The organism is Streptomyces sp. TN58 (genome assembly GCF_001941845.1).
Lineage (GTDB): Bacteria > Actinomycetota > Actinomycetes > Streptomycetales > Streptomycetaceae > Streptomyces.
In genome coordinates this window covers 634,961-653,105 of record NZ_CP018870.1, presented here as the reverse complement: position 1 = coordinate 653,105, position 18,145 = coordinate 634,961, and the positions used below count along the sequence as shown (strand labels likewise).

The following is an 18,145-nucleotide window of genomic DNA, read 5'->3' as shown; positions in this document are numbered from 1 at the left end:
AGCGGGCAGCCGAATCGGCCGAACACCGACCGGAAGACCTCCCCGAAACATGCGGCGGCCCACTGGTCATCCGCCCGAAACTGAGCCCGGGGGGCCTACCGGCCCCCCGGGCACGGCAAGGAGCGGCGCCGCCGCCGGGGCACCGGCGGGGCCGGAGACCGCGGGCAGCCCTCGGCATGCCACGCCGCCCGCGCGGCGGTGGCGCGTGTGGTACCCCGGCCTCAGCCGGCAGCGCCCAGGCGCGGGGCGTACAGGTCCAGCAGCCGGGTGCGCGTCTGCTGGAGGCGCATCGCGAGCACGCGACCGACCCAGTGCCCGACCGCGGATCCGAAGGCGGGATCGGCGTCCATCAGCATCCGTACGGCCGCCGCGTCGAACTCGTACGCCCGCACCGGCGTCATCGCCTCCGCACTGAGCTGCCACACGTACGGAGGGAACAGCCAGGACCAGCCCACCAGCTCGCCGGGGCCGAGGTTCTCCACCTGCGCGGGCCGGCGGCCCGCCACCGGCACCTCCAGGGTCACCGTGCCCGAGCGCACGATCCAGAAGGAATCCGCCCGGTGGCCCTCGTCGAAGATCCGCGCGTTCTCCGGGAAATTGACCTCATGGGCCTGCGCCATCAGCCGTCCACGGTGCTCCGTGGACAACACGGCGGCTATTCGGATGGGGGAAGGTGTGCTCACGACGGCCTCCGATCGGACCCCCCGCGACGCTCCTGCTGCTCCCAGTGTCGCTGACGCGGCCCGATCCGGATCGGCCCGCGACACCCCTTTCATCTCCGCCGGCGGCGTGCCCTCACTCCCGCTGGTGACGCCCCTGGTCGTCCGCGTTCGCCTCCATGCATGCCAGCTCCATCGCGTCCAGTACGGCCTCGTGGCTGCGCCCGCTCAGTTCCGCGACGTTCTCGATCTGGGCCGTGGCCCAGGCCGCCAGTGTCATCACCAGCACCCGCAGTCCGTCCGTACCGAGCTCGGCCAGGACCGCGTCGGCGACGAGCATGGCCTCCTCCGGGACCTGCTCGGGTGGCTCCAGGCCCGCGAGGCCGCGCAGCATGGCGAGGGTGCGGCGGAAGATCTCCGGTGTCATCCCCGCCAGCCGCATGTCCTCTTGCTCGTCCATCCGTCCCGCCCTCCGCCGCCGGCCCCGTCCATGCAGGGCACGGTAGAGGGGCGCGGCGCCACGCGGGGCCGTTTCCGCAGGGTGCCTCCGCGCGGGCGGGCGCGGGCGGCCGGATTCGGTGGGTCCGATGCGTCCGATGCGTCCGGTGGGTCCGACGCGTCCGGTGGGTCCGGTGGGTCGGCCGGGCCGAGGCAGCCGCGGAGCACCGCCGGAAGCGTGCGGGCGCGCGGCTTCCCCCGGACGGGACCCGCCGGTAACTTGACCCGCGGCAGCCGCCCGACCGGGCGGCCGAACCGGGTGGGAGCACGATGAGAAGCCTCTTACGCGCCGTCCTGTGCGTCCTCCTGCTGACGGCCGGCACCCTGCCCGCCCAGGCAGCGCAGGCAGCCCAGCCCCCGCAGGAGCCCCCGGCAGCCGGCGCCGAGGCCTGGACGCCGCCGCTCTCCACCCGCGGCCGGTACATCGTCGACGCGAACGGGAACCGGTTCCGCCTGCGCTCCGGCAACTGGGACGGAGCCCAGGGCTCCTGGAACGGCTCCGGCGACCGCGACGACCCGGCCACGCACCACAGCGGCCAGAACGCCAACGGCATCCCGCTCGGCCTGGACCGGGTCCCGCTGCCCGCCCTGCTCGCCGACTTCCGCGCCCTCGGCCTGAACAGCATCAGGCTGCCCTTCTCCAACGAGATGCTGCGCACCCCCACCCCGGTCCCCGACGCGGCCGTCGCCGCCAACCCGTCGCTGCGCGGCCGCACCCCCCTCCAGGTCTACGACGCCGTGGTCGCCGCCCTCACCGGCGCCGGCTTCGCGGTCATCCTCAACAACCACACCGTCACCACCCGTTGGTGCTGCGGCCTCGACGGCAACGAACGCTGGAACAGCGGCCGGTCCACGGCCCAGTGGGCCGACGACTGGGTCTTCCTCACCCGCCGCTACCGCGACAACCCGCGCGTCGTCGGCGCCGACCTGTACAACGAGGTCCGCCGCGACGTCTGGGACGACCCCAACTGGGGCCTCGGCGACAACCACGACTGGCACGCGGCCGCCCAGGAGGCCGCCGACCGCATCCTCACGGAGGCCAACCCGAACCTGCTGATCGTGGTCGAGGGCATCAACTGGTTCGGTCTGCCCGTGGACGGCTTCCCGCACGGCCGCCCCACCCTCACCCCCGTACGGACCCTCTCGCACACCCTGGTCGTCTCGAACAAGCTCGTCTACTCCGCCCACTTCTACGCGTACACCGGCCCCCGGCACAGCGGAGCCACCGGCATCGGCGAGACCCACGACGCCCGCTACCAGGACATGACCGCGGCGGAACTGGAACAGACCCTCTACGACCAGGCCTTCTTCGTCTCCGCCGAGACCGGCGCGCACTTCACAGCCCCCGTCTGGATCAGCGAGTTCGGCATCGGGGCCGACGAGGGCGGCGCCGCTCCCCGCACCTGGTTCGACCGCCTCACCGGCCACCTGGCCCGCACCGACGCTGACTACGCGTACTGGCCCCTCGTCGGCTGGAGCACCACCGCCCAGGGAGCCCCCGGCGGGGACACCTGGGCCCTGCTCCGCTACGACACGGCCGGGCGCCGCTCCGGCGTCCTGGACCCGGGGGACTGGCGCACCGCACGCTGGTCCGGGCTCCTCACCGCTCCGGGCCGCACCGGTCCCGTCGCCGCCGGCACCTCCTGGTACCAGCTGACCACCGACCACCGCGACCACAGCGCCTCCCTGCTCACCAGGGCCGGCGGAGACTGGGACAGCGGAGCCCGCAAAGCGGTCTGCCCCGACGGCGCCCGCCTCGCCGGCCTCGCCCACACCGGCGGCCGAGGCATGTGCACGGACTCCGGCCTGCGCGCCCCGAGCGGCGGGCACACCGTGGTCCGGGACGAGAGGTACGTGTCCGCGGGCGGAGACTGGGCCACCGGGTACACGAAGTTCCAGTGCCCGGCCGGCCAGTTCGTGATCGGTTACAGCCTGCGGGGCGAACGCGTCTCGGCGGCGCTGTGCGCACCGGCCCGTACGGACCTGCCGGCGGGCGGCCGGACCCTCTGGTTCGACCGCGGCGACAACCGTCCGGCCGGCGGCCCGGGCGCCGACTTCGCCACCGGAAGGTACAAGGGGCAGTGCCTGCCCACGGAGTATGCGGCGGGTGTCGCCTTCACGACCCGGGTCGCCTCGCGCCCGTCGCCGGCCGCCCTGCTCTGCCGCCCCCTGCCGGGCCCGGACGTGCTCCGGTAAGAGGGGCGGCCGGCTGCGGAGCGTCCTCGCCCGGCTCTGCGCGGTTCTTCATCCGATGCGTCAAGAAGGGTGAACTGGCCGCCGTTTCGCTCTAGGGTGCGCCGTAGGCATGGCCGTGTACGTAAGTACGGCGGTTTCCGGCCATGACCCGCCGACCGTGCCCCACGGTCGTACCGCACACCGAACTGGGGGGTTCATGCGCAGATCCCGTGGGCTGGCGCTCTCTCTCGCCCTGTCCCTGACCGGAACCGGAGCAGGGCTGGGTCTCGCCCTCGCTCCACAGGCGGCGGCGCTCACGCCGCCCGTGGCCTTCACCGCCGACGCACTGTCCACCTGGCAGCCCAACGGCGTCGTATGGGCCCTCGCCGAGGCCGGCGGACAGGTCTTCGCCGGCGGCACCTTCTCCACCGTGCGCCCGCCCGCGGGCGGCGCCGGCAGCGAGCAGCAGGCCGTGAACTTCGTGGCGCTGGACGCCGCCACCGGCGCCCCCACCTCCTGCAAGCTGTCCTTCACCATCGGGTCGGGCACCGCGACGGTCCGGGCGCTCGCCCTCTCACCGGACAAGTCGACCCTCTACGCCGGCGGGTACTTCGGCGCGGTCAACGGCACCGCGGTCTCCAGCCTCGCCGCCATCGACGTGGCCAGCTGCACCGTGAAGACGGCGTTTCGCCCGGCCTTCGCCGCCACCGTCCGCGCCCTCGCCGTCACCGGTGACACGGTCTACGCCGGCGGCGACTTCCTCACCGTCGCCGGGCAGCCGCGCGCACGGTTCGCCGCCGTCGGCGCCGCCGACGGGGCGCTGAAGGCCTTCACAGCAGACGCCGACGAGCCCGGACGCGCCGTGGAGGTCACCCCCGACGGCAAGAACGTGGTCCTCGGCGGGGACTTCTTCACCGTCAACGGCACGAACAGCCACGCGCTCGCCGTCGTCGACGCCACGAGCGGCGCACTCACCAAGCCCTACCCCGGCTTCATCGAGACCAACTCCGTCGTCAAGGACATCGCGACCGACGCCACCGGCTTCTACACGGCCAACGAGGGCACCGGCGGCGGCGTCTTCGACGGCCGGATCGCGCTCGACCTGCCCGGCTTCGGCCAGCGCTGGCGCGACACCTGCCTGGGCGCCACCCAGGCGGTGCTGCCGTACCAGAACGTCCTCTACAGCGCCTCGCACGCGCACGACTGCGCCGGCGTCGGCGAGTTCCCCGACGGCCAACGCCACCACCTGCTCGCCCAGCCCACGAACGCCATCGGCAAGCTCGGCTGGTCCCCCGACACCAACGACGGCATCGGAGAGGGCATCGGCCCGCGCGTGATGGCCGTCGGCTCCAAGGGCGGCGTGCAGTACCTGTGGGTGGGCGGCGAGTTCACCACCGTCAACGGTGCGGCGCAGCAGAGCCTGACGCGGTTCGCCTCCACCGGCGACACCGGCGCGCCCACCGTGCCCGTGGCGAGCGCCGCGAGCTTCGAGCCGGGCGAGGTCCAGGTGCGCTGGCGCACCAGCCTCGACCTCGACGACAGTGCGCTGACCTACCGGATCTACCGCAACGGCTCGGCCTCGCCGATCGCCACGGTCGCGGCGGACTCGCTCTTCTTCAGGCGGCCGCAGGCCGCCTGGACCGACACCACCGTAACCGCCGGCCAGTCGTACACCTACCGGGTGACCGCCACCGACGCGGCCGGGAACACCAGCGCCCTGTCCGCCACGGCGAGCGTGACCGTGCCGACCCGGGCCGAGAGCTACCCGACCCAGGTCCGCGCCGACGGGGCCCAGCTGTACTGGCGCTACGACGACGCGATCCAGCCCTACGCCGCGGACTCCTCGGCCGGCGGCAACCAGAACGGCGTGCACATGAACGGCCCCGCCCTGCGGCAGACGCCCGGCGCCGTGTCCGGCGCGAGCACGGCGATCGGCTTCAACGGCACGGACTCCCGGATCTACGCGGACAAGCGGCAGACCATCGGCAATGCCTACACCGTCGAGACCTGGTTCAGGACGAACACCACCCGCGGCGGCAAGCTCTTCGGATTCGGCAGCAACCAGGACCGGGGCAGCTACCAGTACGACAAGCACCTCTACATGACCAACGACGGCCGACTGGTCTTCGGCGTCTACACCGGGGCCACCCGCACCATCACCACCGCCGGCGCGTACAACGACAACCAGTGGCACCACGCCGTCGCCACCCAGGGCCCCGGCGGGATGACCCTCTACGTGGACGGCGTCCAACGGGGCACCCTCGCCGTCACCGCGCACGAGAACTACTCCGGCTACTGGCACGCGGGCGGCGACAGCCTCGGCGGCTGGCCCAACCGACCGACCAGCGACATGTGGGCGGGACAGCTCGACGAGAGCGCCGTCTACCCGACCGTGCTGAGCTCGGCCCAGGTGCAGAACCACTACGCCCTGGCCACCGCCCCCGCCGACTCGGTGGTGCAGGTCACCGCCGCGGAGGACACCTACGCCAACGCGGGAGCGCCCGGCACCAATTACGGCACCTCGTCCTCCCTGGCCGTGCGCGGCACCTCGTTCTACGCGAGCTACCTGCGCTTCGACCTGCCGGCGGCGCCCGCGGGCACGGTGCTGAAGTCCGCCACGCTCAGCGTGAAGACGAGCACGGCGGGCGGCGCCGGTACGACGGACACCGTCTCGGTCGTCCCGGTCACCGGCTCGTGGAGCGAGGGCACGACGACCTACAACAACCGCCCCGCCCTCGGCGGTCCGGCCCTCGGCGCCTACCCGGGGATCCCGGACGGCTCGGCCGTGCACACCGCCACGCTGACGACGGGATCCGTCGCGGCGGCACTCGGCGGCAGCCTCGGCCTGGCGCTGAGCAGCTCCGGTACGGACGCCCTGTGGCTGTGGTCCTCCGAGGCGCAGGCCAACGAGGGCACGCCGCAGCTGACGCTCACCTTCGGCGCGCCGTGACACCGGGGGTGTCCGGCACTGATCCACCGGACACCTCCCAGGCCGACCGGACACCCAGACCAGGGGGCGCGGACCACACCGGTCCGCGCCCCCTGGCAGGTGCCGGGCCGGTGCGGGACCAGGCCGGCGCGTACGTGAAGGCGTACTCGACGGAGGTGTCCCCAGGCGGTACGTGAAGCCGCCGGAGCCCGTCAGGCCCAAGAGCGCGTGGTACGGACCTACCGCGTCGCCCGGTTCCTCACGGTGGACACCGCCGAGCAGGTCTTCGAACGGCCGGCCGGCTTCGAACTCGCCGCGTACTGGCAGGAGTCCACCCGCCGACTGGACGCGGCCCTCCACCGGCACACCGCGCACCTGCGCCTCTCCCCGCGCGGCCGCAAGCTGCTGCCGATGCAGTTCGGGGCGGCCGACACCAGGGCCCTCGCCGACGCCGGCCCGCCCGACGAGGACGGCTGGGTCCGGGTCTGCCTCGCCGTCGAGTCCGAGGCCGTCGCCGTCGGCGACCTCCTCCGCCTGGGCGCGGAGGCATCCGCCTTGCGAGCGCACGCACCGGACCCCGCCACCCCCTCCCTCACGGGCCGCCGACGCCACTTCGACGACACCCCCTGGCCGCCACGGTGGCCGCCCTCGCCGACCGCTACGCCTGAGCGCCGCCCGGCAGCCGGGCGCCCGGTCAGCGTCGGGTCAGTGCGGGGGCTCCACCTCCAGGAACCGGCGCCCGCGCGGGCCCCGGTACAGCAGACACACCCAGCCCAGCTCCTCCAGCACGGCCGCGCAGGCCGTCAGCCGCTCCCGCTCCTCGCCCGCCGCGCCCCCGCCCGGCGGGCCGACCCAGGTCACCTCCACCCGTTCCGCCCCCGCCGTGGGCCCCGACCCGGCGGCGGCCACACGGTAGCCCGTACGCGTACGCCGGCCCTCGGCGTCCAGCGCCGACGGCGGGAACCCCGCCGCCTCCAGTACGAGGGCCACCGCGCGCGGCAGCCGACGTACCTCCCACGGTGCGGGAACGGCCGCTCCCGCCGGGCCGTTGACCAGGCGGCGGATCTGCAGCAGCCCCTCGTACGCGGTGCGCAACTCCGCCTCCCGCCGCGCGGACGACGCCTCGCCGCCGTCCCCGGTCGCCGGCTCGAAGCCCTGCCCCGGATCCGCCATCACCCCACCGCCCCGCCCGTCTGAGTACCCCGCACCCAACGGCCTGAGTATCCGCCCTGATTCCCCCGGGCGCCGCCACTGGTCGAATGGGGTCATGAACAACGAAGCCCCGCGCAGCGCGACCGTCCGCCCGCGCATGCAGCACGTGACCACCGCCGGCGCGGCCCTCGCCGTGGCCCTGGTCCCGCTCGTGGTCGGCGTCCTGTTCGCCAAGGCGATGGCCGCCGACCCGATGACCCCCGTCAACGCCCTCATCGCCGGCGGCGGGCAGCGGGCCGCGCTGCCGCGCGGCGAGTGGAAGCGGCGCGGCCACGACACAATGCACCGGCTGCGTACCGCCCGCCGCGACACGGTCCGCCGGTGCGCCCTCGCCTGCGGCTCCCGCCCCCGGGGCCGGGTCCACGGCGGGTGAGGTCAGCGGCCGTACTGCCGCAGGCAGAGGTCGACGATGGACGGCGGTACGACGCCGTCGGCGGCCGCGCACAGCTCGTCCAGGCGGGGCGGCGGCTTCGGGCGCCGGCGCGGGTGGGCGGTCGCGGATCCGGGCACCCGCGTCCGCCGGGGCGGCGCCGCCTGCTTCTCGTGCGCCCGCTCCCGGGGCGCGGCGGGTGCGGCCGGGGCCCGGCCGGTGTCCCCGGCCGGGCCCCGGTCGGCGTCCCGGGCCTGCTCGGGCGGGGCGGGCGCGGGCAGTTCTCCCAGGGGGAGCGCCGGCCGCGCGGGCGGCGGTGCGGACGCGTCGGCGGAGGGAACGGATTCCCGTACGGGGGAGGGGGCCGCGGCCCGGGCCGGGTCCTGCGGGGCGACGGAGACACAGCCGGCGCTGGCCATGAGCGCGACGAGGGAGAGGGGCAGGGCCCGGCGTAACTGCATCCGACCACCTTGCCGTACCGGCCGCCGAGTCCCGCTGTCCGCCTCACGCGTCCGGGTGACAGCGGACGCCGGCGGCGGCCGCGGCGGCCGGAGGACGGTCTGCCGTCACTCTTCCGGGTCACGGCGATCAGACGCCGGTGCGAACGCTCCGTCGGCCGATCGTCCCCGACAGACCGGGACAACGGGGGCAGATCGAGTCTCAGGCTTGACCCGGCCCGGCCGGTACGGCGAGAGTGCGCCCGATCAGAACCACAGTTCGAGCCGCACCCCGGAGATACCCCAGATGTCGATACCGGTTCGCTCACCGCTCGCCCCGCCCGCGATCGGCGGTTCACCGGCACTCGGTACGCCCCGCGCCCACGGCGGCGCGGCCCAGGCTCCGGCCGCCCGGCGGCGCAGAGCCTGACCGGCCGGGCGGGGCCGGCGCAGCACCGCCGCGCCGACCCGCGCCCCGCCGGGAGACAGCCATGTCCCAGGAACCTGATGAGAACGGCCTCGTCGTATCCGACGACGCCCTCGCCGTACGCCCGTACGTCGTCCCCTCCGGCCCCCCGCCGCACGCGGCAGCTCCTGCCTGGCCGCAGAGCGGCGCCTTCGCCTCCCCGGGCCCCACGCACGGCCCTTGGCAGGACCAGGACGCCGCAGTCGCGGCACCGGTGATCGCCCCCGCACCGGTGATCGCGTCCGCCCCGCGCGGTTCCCGGCGTTCCGGCGCGGCCGACCGCCGAAGCCGGCTCCCGCAGGCCGTGACCGCCGTGTTCGCGCTCGCGGCCGTCGGTGCTCTCGTGCTCCTGCTGACCGGGCCCGACCCGGAGCCGCCCCGGGCGGAGCCGCCGGCCGACCTGACCGTGCCGGCGCTCCCGGGCGGCGCGCACGCCGGTACCGAGTCGTCCCCTGTCACGCCGTCCGCCCGGTCCGCCGGCCCGTCCGCCCGGACCTCGGCCGGCGCCGCGTCGGACGCGACGACGGGCCCGGGGCCGAAACCGCCCACCATCCCCAGCACGTCCGCCCCGCGGCCGTCGCATGGGTACGTGACCCTGCGCATGGGCGACAGCGGACCCGAGGTGCGAGCCCTACAGGAGATGCTCCGGGGCCAGGGCTTCACCTATGTCTCCGTCACCGGCGTCTACGACGGCCAGACCAAGCGCGGCGTCGGCCAGCTCCAGCGCGACCGGTCCGTCAAGGGCGACCCCCAGGGCGTCTACGGACCGAACACCCAGGCGGCCATGGGGTAGCGGCGGACGGGCCTCGCCCCCCCGCCACCCGTGGGTCAGCGGCCGCCCGCGACCCGCAGGACGGTTCCCGACGTGTACGAGGCGTCCGGCGAGAGCAGCCACGAGATCGCCCCCGCGATCTCCTCGGGCCGGCCGGGCCGCCGGAGCGGGGTCTCGGCCCCGATGCGTGCCGGGCGGTCGGGGTCGCCCATGGCGGCGTGCATGTCGGTTTCGATCGTCCCGGGGGCCACGGCGTTCACCCGGATCCCGTGCGGGCCGAGCTCCTTGGCGAGCCCCACGGTCAGCGCGTCGGTGGCGGCCTTGGTCGCCGCGTAGTGCACGTACTCTCCGGGGCTGCCCAGGGTGGCGGCCGCCGACGAGACGTTCACGATCGCCCCGCCCCCGGACTCCGTCATGTCGCGGGCGGCCCGGCGGCAGCACAGCAGGTACCCGAGGAGGTTGACCTCGACCACCCGGCGCAGGTCCTCGGTCCGGGCGTCGGCGAGCGGACCCAGCAGCCCCGTCACCCCCGCGTTGTTGACCAGGCCCGTCACCGTGCCGAGTTCGGAGCCGGCGATGTCGAAGAGCCGCTCGACCGCGCACTCCTCGGCGGTGTCCACCCGCACGGTCACGCAGCGGACCCCGGCGGCCCGCACCCGCCCGGCGACGGCGTCGGCGGACACCTCGTCGCGGACGTACCCCAGCACCAGGTCGTGCCCGTCGGCGGCCAGCCGCAGACAGGTCGCAGCCCCGATGCCCCTGCTGCCGCCGGTGACGACGGTGACCGGACGACGTGACATGGGACCTCCTGGGGAGACGCGGAACTGGCGGCGCGAGGCGGAACGGGCGCGCGCGGGGACGCCGGCCCGTCGCCCGGTGCGGCAGGCTAACACCGGGATAATCGCTGGACCAGCGCAAATGCCGAGACGGACAGTGTCTTCACCGATGCGCCGCACGGCTTGCCGACCGCGAGTCCGAGTGAGGTGCCATCCATGACGAACCGTTGGAGCCCGCCATGTCGACCTTGCGTGTCACAGCCGAAGAGCTGACCGTCCACGAGCACCCGAACGCCGACGCGTTGGAACTGGCCCAGGTGGGCCTCTACCGCGCGGTGATCGCCAAGGGGGCCTACCGCACCGGTGACTTCGCGCTCTACATACCGGAACAGGCCGTGCTGCCCGCCGCGCTGATCGAGGAGCTGGGCCTCACCGGGCGGCTCGCCGGCAGCTCCGCCGACCGGGTCAAGGCGGTCCGGCTGCGCGGCGAGCTCTCGCAGGGCCTGGTGTGCCGGCCGCGTGCGCTGGCCGACGTCGACCTCGTACAGGCCGCCAAGGAGGGCACGGACTTCACGGAGCTGCTGGGCATCACCAAATGGGCCCCGCCCGTGCCCACCACGATGAGCGGCGACGTCGAGGCCGCCGCCGACCTGCTGCCGTGGGTGGACATCGAGAACCTCCAGAGGTATCCGCACATCTTCGAGCCCGGCGAGCCCGTCGTCCTCACCGAGAAGCTGCACGGAACGGCCAGCCTGTACACCTACGTCGTCGAAGGCGGACGCTCCATCGTCTCCTCCAAGGGATTCGGTGCGAAGGGCCTCGCCCTCAAGGAGGACGAGCGCAACCTCTACTGGCGCGCGGTGCGCGGACACGGGGTACCCGCCGTCGCCGAGGCGCTGGCCGGCCGGCTCGGCGCGACCCGGGTCGGGATCTTCGCCGAGGTGTACGGCGCGGGCGTGCAGGACCTGGCCTACGGCACCGACGCGCGCACCGCCGACACCCCGCCCGGATACGCCGTCTTCGACGTCTGCGCGGAGATCGGCGGCCAGGTCCGCTGGCTGGACCCGTCCGCCGTCCTGCCGGACGGCGAACTCCCGCTGGTGCCACGGCTGTACGAGGGCCCGTACGACCTGGACACCGTGCTGGAGCACGCCGGCGGCCGCGAAACGGTGTCCGGGCGCGCCGTCCACCTGCGGGAGGGCGTCGTCATCCGCCCGGCCACCGAGCGGTACAGCCCGGTCGTGGGCGGCCGCGCCATCGCCAAGGCGGTCAGCCCGGCCTACCTGACCCGCAAGGGCGGCACGGAGTACGAGTGACCGCCCGCCATGGCGGCGTAGGGTGGTCCGATGCCTCCCACCGATGCCCTGACCCGGGCGCTCGACACCCCGGGCGAGCCACCCGTGCGGCCGCTGCCGCCGGCCGTGTCAGCCCTGCTGCGCACGCTGGCGGCGCCGCCCCGGCTGGCCGCACACCTGCGGCTCGTGCACGACGTCGCGCACGAACTGGCCGACGGGCTGGCCGTGCACTGCCCGGGCCTGCGGTTCGACCGGGAGGCAGTGCTGTTCGGCGCGGCCACGCACGACGTGGGCAAGGCGGTGCACACCGCCGAGCTCAGCGGCCCGGGCTCCGCCCACGAGCCCGCCGGGCGGGAACTGCTGCTCGCGCACGGCGTCGCCGAACACCTGGCCCGATTCGCCGCGACCCACGCCGCCTGGCACAGGGACGGCGTGAGCGTCGAGGAGCTGCTGGTCAGCACCGCCGACAAGGTGTGGAAGGGCAAGCGGGTCCCGGATCTGGAGGACTTGCTGGTGGACCGGCTGGCCGCGGCCACCGGTGCCGAGCGCTGGGCCGCGTACCTGGATCTCGACGGCGTGCTCGGGCGGATCGCCGAAGGGGCGGACGGCCGGCTGGCCTTCCAGGCCGCCTTTCCCGTGCACCCCTGACCGGGCGGTCCCGGCTGGGCCGGTCGTGTCCGACCGGCCGGGGCGCCGTGTGCGTGGTGGGATGGAGGGCAGGTGGATCCCATCAGCACAGTCACACGGAGAGGTCGGGGACATGTCCGAGTCGGACCGGGGCGGCCAGGAAACCATGCGGGCGATGGCGTACGAGACGTACGGCGGGACGGAGGTGCTCTCCGAGGCCCGGCTGCCGCTGCCCAAGTTCGGCCCCGGCGAGGTCCTCGTCCGGGTCAAGTGCGCCGCGGTCAACCCCGTCGACTGGAAGATCATGGCGGGCGGTCTCGACCCCCTCATGGACGTCGTCTTCCCCGTCGTCCCCGGCTGGGACGTCGCCGGCACGGTCGAGAAGGTCGGCATCGACGTGCCCGAATACGCCGAGGGCGACGAGGTCGTCGCCTACGCCCGCAAGGACTACGTGCACGGCGGGACGTTCGCCGAGTTCGTCACGGTGCCCGTACGGGCCCTCGCGCACAAGCCGGCTTCGCTGAGCTGGGCCGAGGCCGCCGGGCTCCCGCTCGCCGGGCTCACCGCCTACCAGCTGCTCACCCGCCTGGGCACCGGCAAGGACGACACCGTCCTCATCCACGGCGCCGCCGGCGGCGTCGGCTCCTTCGGGGTGCAGATCGCCCGCGCGCTGGGCGCCCGCGTCATCGGCACGGCCTCGCCCCGCAACCACGACCGGGTGCGTGAACTCGGCGCGGAGCCCGTCGAATACGGCGACGGGCTCGCCGAGCGCGTCCGCGCCCTCGTGCCCGACGGGCCCACCGTCGTCGCGGACTTCGTCGGCGGGGTCGGCGGCGTCACCCGGGAGGTCCTCCACGACGACGGGCGGCACGCGTCCATCGCCGACCCCAGCGTCCTCGGCTCGGGCGGTGAATGGATGTGGGTCCGCCCCGTCGGCAGCGACCTGGCCGAACTGGGCCGGCTCGCCGACAGCGGCCTGCTGAAGGTGCCCGTCGCCGAGACCTTCCCGCTGGCCGAGCTGGCGGCCGCCTTCGAACTCAGCCAGGGCGGCCACACCGCCGGAAAGATCATCATCGAGATCTGACCCCTCCCGTCCCGCCGGCCCTCCCGCCGACCCTCCGCCGGTTGGCGGCGGTTCAGGCACCCAGGTCCGGCACCTCACCACCCGCCGCCCAGGCCACCTCGACGCCCCGCAGGCCGGCCCGCCACGGGCCGGCCGCGACGGCCAGCCGCGCAGCGTCCGGCGGCACGGCACCCAGACCGATCGCGTACCGGGCGAGACCCGGTTCCGACTCGAACGGGCGGGGCCAGGCATGCGCGTCGGTGACACCGGCCTCCTCCAGCACGCCGAGCAGCGCCCGCAGGCGCCCGCGCACCCGGCCCCGCACCTCCTCGAACTCCGCCTCCGCCGCCCGTACGCTCACCACCGCCCAGGCGGCGTGCCGCCGGTGCGGCGCCGGCGCGGCCGCGGCCAGGGCTTCCGCCCCGACTCCCGACTCCAGCAGCTCCCACGCCCCGTACAGCTCCTGCACCAGCAGGTCCCGCAGCCCCGATGTCACCTGGGCGGTGCAACTGCGAACCGGCTCCGACGGGGTGAGGATCGTGACCGGATGCGGATGCGGATGCGGATGCGGATGCGGATCCCGCCCATGGTCCGAGGCCGTCAGGGCGACCGGCTCGCGCCAGTCCCAGGCGGCCCACCGCCCGAAGAACTCCCGCAGCAGGGCATCGGGGGGCAGCGCCCCCGCCTCCCGGACCGTGCGCGCCGCGAGGACCGACCAGGCCAGTCCCGGCAAGCCCCCGAACGGCGCCGAGTCCAGCCCCCTGGCCCGCGCCCACGCCTTCACCCGCCGCGCGAGCCCGGCGAACGCGGCATGCTCCGCCCCCACCGCCTCCCGTACCGCCTCGGCGTCGCTCACCGCGCTCAGCGCGACGGCGGCCGCCTCACCCAGCTCGGCCCGCCGCTCCACCACCCGCGCCGGACCGGGTCCGCCGGCGGCGACCACGACCAGGTCCACGGACAGCGCCCCGACACGCAGGCACAGGCCCGGCACCCGGGCCCCCGACACCTCGCGCAGCCCCCGCGCCTGCGGCAGCGCGCCCGCCACCCGCTCGCGCACCCGGTCGACATCGACCGGTCCCGGCAGCGCCGCCACCAAATCCAGATCGGCGCCCGGCAGCGCGCAGCCCATCCGGCGCGAGCCGGCCACGTGCACCCGGGCGCCGGGCAGCGCGGCGCGAACGCGCGCGGTGACCGACTCGGCGTGATCGTCCCCAGACCCCCCGGGCTCCGCTTCGGGCAGGGGCTCAGGCGCCCAGCACACCTCGCCCGTGCCGAGCGCCACCGTCGCACGGACCCGCATCGGCCCGTCCCCGCGCCGCGAGAGCACGGCGAGTTCCCCGACCCGGACCGGCACCGCCCCACCGAGGCGCGCCGCGAACGCGTGGACCGCCCGCTGCGGGTCGCCGCTGCGCCCCAGCGTCAGGTGCGGGGTGTATCCCCGGTGCTCGCCACCACGCCCCCCGCATCCGGGGAACCGGTCCGCCAGCGCGCGCCGCAGCTCCTGCCACGGCTCCTCGCCCGCCGCCGCCGGGTCCAGCCAGAGCGTGGCCTCCTCGCGGTGCCCGAAACTGTGCACGCCCTCCAGCCGGGCCTCGAACGGCGCCGTTGCGGCGGCCACTTCGGCCAGCAGCGGTACGGCCTCGGTGAAGGAGGACTCCGGGACGAAGCCGAAGAGCAGGTTCACGTGCGCGGGCCAGCGGCCGTGCGCCGGGTCGTGCGCGCGGCGCAGTTCCCCCACCGCGTCCGGCAGATCCGGCGGCAGCCACGCCACCGCCGTCCGGACGGTCGCCGGTACGTCGAGCCGTGCCGGGCCGGCGGCGGGCGGCCCGAACTCCACCGTCGCCTCCACCCCGAAGTGGTCGGAGACGAACAGGCCGTCGGGAGCGGGGGAGTCGCCGCGCAGTGCCGCCCCCGTCACCCGGGCCGGGGTGGAGCCCAGCAGGATCCGGTCCAGCCGGGCGGCCCGCCCCGTCAGCGAACCCACCGCGGCCAGCGGGTTGGACGCCGGGTCGAAGGTCGGCGTGGCGTCCGCCGCCCCGTACACCTCGCACCAGGCATCCCGCATGCCCAGCGCGGGCGCGGGCCCCTCGGCACCGTGCCGGCCGTCGTTGAAGTCGCCCATCAGAGCCACACCGGCTCCGGCGCCGCCCAGGCCCTCGGCGAGCCGGGCCAGTTCGGCCTCCCGCCGCTCGTGCCCGTTCTCGGTGTGGTCACTGGTCAGGTGGGTGGCGGCGACGATCAGCGGCCCGGCGGCGGTGTCCACCGTCACGGCGGTGACCGCCTTGTGCGCGCGGAACATGTGCAGGCCGGCCTCCCGCACCGGCAGCCGGCTCAGCACCAGCAGCCCGCACTCGGCGACGTCCCGGCCGCCGGGATCCGTGCCCACGGTGTAGCCGTCCCGCACCCACGGAGCCGCCAGCAGCATGGCGAGCAGCGCCGGTTCGACCTCCTGCAGCGCGATGACGTCGGCGTCCGCGCCCGCCAGGTCCTCCAGCAGGAGCGGCCTGCGCCGGGCGGTGGCGATCCGCGGGGCGTCGTAGCGGTCCCAGAGCGTGTTCCAGGTCAGCAGCCGCACCGAGGACGGCGCCGCCGCCGCGTCCACGGGCCCGGCCTGCGCGGGGCGCCACGCCCCTCCGCCCGCGGGATCCCAGGCGTACGGGCTCCGCGCGGTGAAGAACGGCGCCCGCAGCAGGCGCCGTTCACGGACCCGGCCCGCCGCCGTCACGTCGATCAGGTCCACGCCGGTGGCCCGGTCCCACACCAGCTCGCCGTCGGCCTCGACGAACAGCACCCGGTGCCAGGGGATGTCCCCGCCCGGTACGAAGGAGGGCAGCGGAACCCGCTTGGGCGCCGCCCCGCGCTGGAGCAGGCCGAGGACGAACCGCGCCGGATCGAACCGCGGGTCCCAGCGAACCTGGTGGTAGAGCTGCTCACTGGTGCGCATCGCCGCCGCCTCCGCCCGCCGTCGCCGCGCCGGGCGCGAGCGCGCCCGCCGTGTCCTCCACGTGCCCGCCCGCGCCGACGTACCACGTACGGTGGGCCTGGCCCGCGTACGGCGGGCTGAACCGGTGCAGCTGCGAGGCGAGCACCCGCGGCGGCACCGAATGCGGGCGCACCCCGTTGCGTCGCACCAGCTCGGCCTCCTGCACCAGCACCACGGCGTGCGTGACCAGCGCGTCGCGGCGACGGGCCACCGCACCGGCCAGGTCGCGCTGCGGGCCGGTGAGCGAGGTGGCGTCCCACACCACCGTCCCGCCGCGGGCCAGGGCAGCGTCGAGCCGTGCCAGACCCTCGCCGAGCACCTCTCCGTTGGCCCGCTGGTCCGTACGCGAACCGCGGGCGGCGCGCAGGTCGTCGAGACCGATGTACGTGTCCACGCCGGGCAGCCCGCGGCCGAAGGTGCTCTTGCCGCTGCCCGAGGGCCCGCACAGCTGCACCAGCCGGGGAAACGATCCGTCGCGCCACTGCCACGTGGCCGCCACCGCCTCCTCCACCGAGGACCCGGAGATCCGCCCGTGCGCGAAGGCACGCCGGGCCTCCGCCCAGCAGCGGTCGGCCGCGGCCGCGTCCAGCCCGGCGAGGGGCTCCCGCAGCGCGCCGCGCAGGGACTCCAGCGGATCGGGTCCGCCGAGCAGCCCGGCCTCCTCGGCCCACAGAGCGGACCACTCGACGTACCCCCGCGCCTCGGGGCCGTCCGCCAGCGCCCCGGCGAGCGCGTGCAGCACGCCGAGATCGGCCGCCGCGGACATCCGGACCAGCCCGGCCCGCCGGTCAGCGTCGGGGAACGGCCGCTGGAGGTACGGGTACAGCCCCAGCAGGTCGCCGACCCGCCGGGCGAGTGGCATCCCGGCCGGGCCGGCCGCGAGCCGCGCGGCGACCCGGGCGCGCGGCTCGCGGCGCAGCACGGCGGCGAGAACCCCGGCCAGCCGGTCGTCGCCGGTCCGGCCCGACGCGTCGATGCGTGCGGTGACCTCGGCGACCGCGTCCCCGCCCCGGTCGTCGGGGGCGTCCCCGCCCCGGTCGTGGGCGGTCTCCCCGCCCCCGCCCTCGGAGAGCTCCCCGCTCCCGTGCTCCGACGGGTCCGCGCCGACGGCGGCCGACAGGGCCGCGGCATCGGGCTCCGCACCCGAGCGCACCGCCCACAACGGGGCCGCCGGACCGAGCCGGTTGGGCACGACCTCCGCGTACATCCAGTGCGTGTCGGTCTGCACGTGGCCGCCCCGCACCCACTTGGCCACGCACCGCGCGAAGTCCGCACGGGAGAATCCGGCGGCCGTCCGCACGACGTACCCCTCCTGCCGGGCGGTGTCGAGCTTCAGCTTGCGCAGCGCCCGCTCGTCGAAGGTGCCGCGCCACAGCACGGGCGGGGCGGGCACCCCCAGGCGCCGCAGGAACGACACCGTCCGGTCCCAGTCCAGGCAGTGCTCCCCTTCCCACACCGAGAACCCGTAGAACCAGCTGTCCAGATCCTCGTACGGGATCGAGTGCCGGGCGTACAGGTTCTCCCCGCACACCCGCCACCCGGCCGGAATGCCGGGGCCGATCCGTCCCTGGAGGCCCTTGACCCAGGCCCGGGAGGGGTGGTGCCCGGAGTCGAGCGAGCGGGCGTGCAGCCCGTCCGCGTAGAGGGTGGTGTTCTCGCCGTCGAGCTTCTCGGTGACCACGACCTCGCGTCCGGCCAGCCCGGCCAGGCCGGCGGCCCGCACGTCGTCCGCCGACGCCCCGGGCGACCAGGGCAGATGCGGCGTACGGGGATAGTGGGTGCGCATGATCCGCTCCGGGTCGACGACGGGTAGGTCGTCACTGTAGGTATCGGGAGCGGGCGGATCCACCCATTTCAGCGGCAGAGGGCCACGATGGCCGGCG

14 protein-coding genes and 1 pseudogene are annotated in these 18,145 nt (G+C 75.3%); 8 read left to right on the top strand and 7 right to left on the bottom strand.

The features are described 5' to 3' along the window. Positions 1–221 precede the first annotated feature (221 nt). Both BSL84_RS03105 and BSL84_RS03100 read right to left on the bottom strand, forming a co-directional pair. Positions 222–683 (bottom strand): Crp/Fnr family transcriptional regulator, encoded by a 462-nt coding sequence (locus BSL84_RS03105; RefSeq protein ID WP_234308479.1) that lies wholly within the window; start codon positions 681–683, stop codon positions 222–224. Between the two features lie 112 nt (positions 684–795). Then, entirely contained in the window at positions 796–1,119 is a 324-nt protein-coding gene (locus tag BSL84_RS03100) for a hypothetical protein (protein ID WP_075969741.1), read from the bottom strand. A 308-nt stretch (positions 1,120–1,427) separates the two neighbouring features. Between BSL84_RS03100 and BSL84_RS03095 the strand changes: the two genes are divergently transcribed. The 3 genes and pseudogenes from BSL84_RS03095 to BSL84_RS37740 form a co-directional block, all read left to right on the top strand. Next, entirely contained in the window at positions 1,428–3,353 is a 1,926-nt protein-coding gene (locus tag BSL84_RS03095) for a glycoside hydrolase family 5 protein (protein WP_075969740.1), read from the top strand. Between the two features lie 196 nt (positions 3,354–3,549). Beyond that, positions 3,550–6,282, top strand: coding sequence for a DNRLRE domain-containing protein (locus BSL84_RS03090; RefSeq protein WP_075969739.1), 2,733 nt, complete (start codon positions 3,550–3,552; stop codon positions 6,280–6,282). A 207-nt stretch (positions 6,283–6,489) separates the two neighbouring features. Beyond that, positions 6,490–6,753: pseudogene (locus BSL84_RS37740) on the top strand (WYL domain-containing protein); the annotation flags it as partial. 213 nt (positions 6,754–6,966) lie between these two features. Here the strand turns inward: BSL84_RS37740 and BSL84_RS03080 are convergent. After that, positions 6,967–7,437: a hypothetical protein gene (locus BSL84_RS03080; protein WP_420711203.1), complete on the bottom strand. Its 471-nt coding sequence runs from the start codon at positions 7,435–7,437 to the stop codon at positions 6,967–6,969. A 91-nt stretch (positions 7,438–7,528) separates the two neighbouring features. On the opposite strand from BSL84_RS03080, the gene BSL84_RS03075 reads away from it, so the two are divergent. Then, positions 7,529–7,846: a hypothetical protein gene (locus BSL84_RS03075; protein ID WP_075969738.1), complete on the top strand. Its 318-nt coding sequence runs from the start codon at positions 7,529–7,531 to the stop codon at positions 7,844–7,846. Between the two features lie 2 nt (positions 7,847–7,848). Here BSL84_RS03075 and BSL84_RS03070 read toward each other — a convergent pair whose 3' ends face one another. After that, on the bottom strand, positions 7,849–8,304 hold the full coding sequence (locus BSL84_RS03070) for a hypothetical protein (protein ID WP_075969737.1): 456 nt from the start codon (positions 8,302–8,304) through the stop codon (positions 7,849–7,851). Positions 8,305–8,771: 467 nt separating this feature from the next. On the opposite strand from BSL84_RS03070, the gene BSL84_RS03065 reads away from it, so the two are divergent. Continuing rightward, on the top strand, positions 8,772–9,539 hold the full coding sequence (locus BSL84_RS03065; protein WP_075969736.1) for a peptidoglycan-binding domain-containing protein: 768 nt from the start codon (positions 8,772–8,774) through the stop codon (positions 9,537–9,539). Positions 9,540–9,574: 35 nt separating this feature from the next. Here the strand turns inward: BSL84_RS03065 and BSL84_RS03060 are convergent, their stop codons facing one another. After that, on the bottom strand, positions 9,575–10,318 hold the full coding sequence (locus BSL84_RS03060) for an SDR family NAD(P)-dependent oxidoreductase (RefSeq protein ID WP_075969735.1): 744 nt from the start codon (positions 10,316–10,318) through the stop codon (positions 9,575–9,577). Positions 10,319–10,533: 215 nt separating this feature from the next. Here BSL84_RS03060 and BSL84_RS03055 point away from each other — a divergent pair, with 215 nt between their 5' ends. The 3 genes from BSL84_RS03055 to BSL84_RS03045 all read left to right on the top strand — a co-directional run bounded on the left by BSL84_RS03055 (position 10,534) and on the right by BSL84_RS03045 (position 13,300). After that, positions 10,534–11,610, top strand: coding sequence for an RNA ligase (ATP) (locus BSL84_RS03055; protein WP_075969734.1), 1,077 nt, complete (start codon positions 10,534–10,536; stop codon positions 11,608–11,610). A gap of 30 nt (positions 11,611–11,640) precedes the next feature. Further along, positions 11,641–12,237 (top strand): HD domain-containing protein, encoded by a 597-nt coding sequence (locus tag BSL84_RS03050; protein ID WP_045322949.1) that lies wholly within the window; start codon positions 11,641–11,643, stop codon positions 12,235–12,237. A gap of 145 nt (positions 12,238–12,382) precedes the next feature. After that, a complete protein-coding gene (locus BSL84_RS03045; RefSeq protein ID WP_107069664.1) occupies positions 12,383–13,300 on the top strand; it encodes an NADP-dependent oxidoreductase in 918 nt (305 codons plus the stop codon). 52 nt (positions 13,301–13,352) lie between these two features. Here BSL84_RS03045 and BSL84_RS03040 read toward each other — a convergent pair whose 3' ends face one another. Together BSL84_RS03040 and BSL84_RS03035 are read right to left on the bottom strand one after the other, a co-directional pair. Beyond that, on the bottom strand, positions 13,353–16,223 hold the full coding sequence (locus BSL84_RS03040) for a poly(A) polymerase (RefSeq protein ID WP_075969733.1): 2,871 nt from the start codon (positions 16,221–16,223) through the stop codon (positions 13,353–13,355). Then, positions 16,210–18,048 (bottom strand): RNA ligase family protein, encoded by a 1,839-nt coding sequence (locus BSL84_RS03035; RefSeq protein ID WP_075969732.1) that lies wholly within the window; start codon positions 18,046–18,048, stop codon positions 16,210–16,212. Before BSL84_RS03035 ends, BSL84_RS03040 begins: the two co-directional genes overlap by 14 nt. Between the last annotated feature and the right edge of the window lie 97 nt (positions 18,049–18,145).

What these genes read in the sequence shown, in the direction of transcription:
- BSL84_RS03100 (WP_075969741.1), bottom strand. Translation starts at nt 1,119, where the DNA reads ATGGACGAGCAAGAGGACATGCGGCTGGCGGGGATGACACCGGAGATC.
- BSL84_RS03095 (WP_075969740.1), top strand. Translation starts at nt 1,428, where the DNA reads ATGAGAAGCCTCTTACGCGCCGTCCTGTGCGTCCTCCTGCTGACGGCC.
- BSL84_RS03090 (WP_075969739.1), top strand. Translation starts at nt 3,550, where the DNA reads ATGCGCAGATCCCGTGGGCTGGCGCTCTCTCTCGCCCTGTCCCTGACC.
- BSL84_RS03075 (WP_075969738.1), top strand. Translation starts at nt 7,529, where the DNA reads ATGAACAACGAAGCCCCGCGCAGCGCGACCGTCCGCCCGCGCATGCAG.
- BSL84_RS03070 (WP_075969737.1), bottom strand. Translation starts at nt 8,304, where the DNA reads ATGCAGTTACGCCGGGCCCTGCCCCTCTCCCTCGTCGCGCTCATGGCC.
- BSL84_RS03065 (WP_075969736.1), top strand. Translation starts at nt 8,772, where the DNA reads ATGTCCCAGGAACCTGATGAGAACGGCCTCGTCGTATCCGACGACGCC.
- BSL84_RS03060 (WP_075969735.1), bottom strand. Translation starts at nt 10,318, where the DNA reads ATGTCACGTCGTCCGGTCACCGTCGTCACCGGCGGCAGCAGGGGCATC.
- BSL84_RS03055 (WP_075969734.1), top strand. Translation starts at nt 10,534, where the DNA reads ATGTCGACCTTGCGTGTCACAGCCGAAGAGCTGACCGTCCACGAGCAC.
- BSL84_RS03050 (WP_045322949.1), top strand. Translation starts at nt 11,641, where the DNA reads ATGCCTCCCACCGATGCCCTGACCCGGGCGCTCGACACCCCGGGCGAG.
- BSL84_RS03045 (WP_107069664.1), top strand. Translation starts at nt 12,383, where the DNA reads ATGCGGGCGATGGCGTACGAGACGTACGGCGGGACGGAGGTGCTCTCC.
- BSL84_RS03040 (WP_075969733.1), bottom strand. Translation starts at nt 16,223, where the DNA reads ATGCGCACCAGTGAGCAGCTCTACCACCAGGTTCGCTGGGACCCGCGG.
- BSL84_RS03035 (WP_075969732.1), bottom strand. Translation starts at nt 18,048, where the DNA reads ATGCGCACCCACTATCCCCGTACGCCGCATCTGCCCTGGTCGCCCGGG.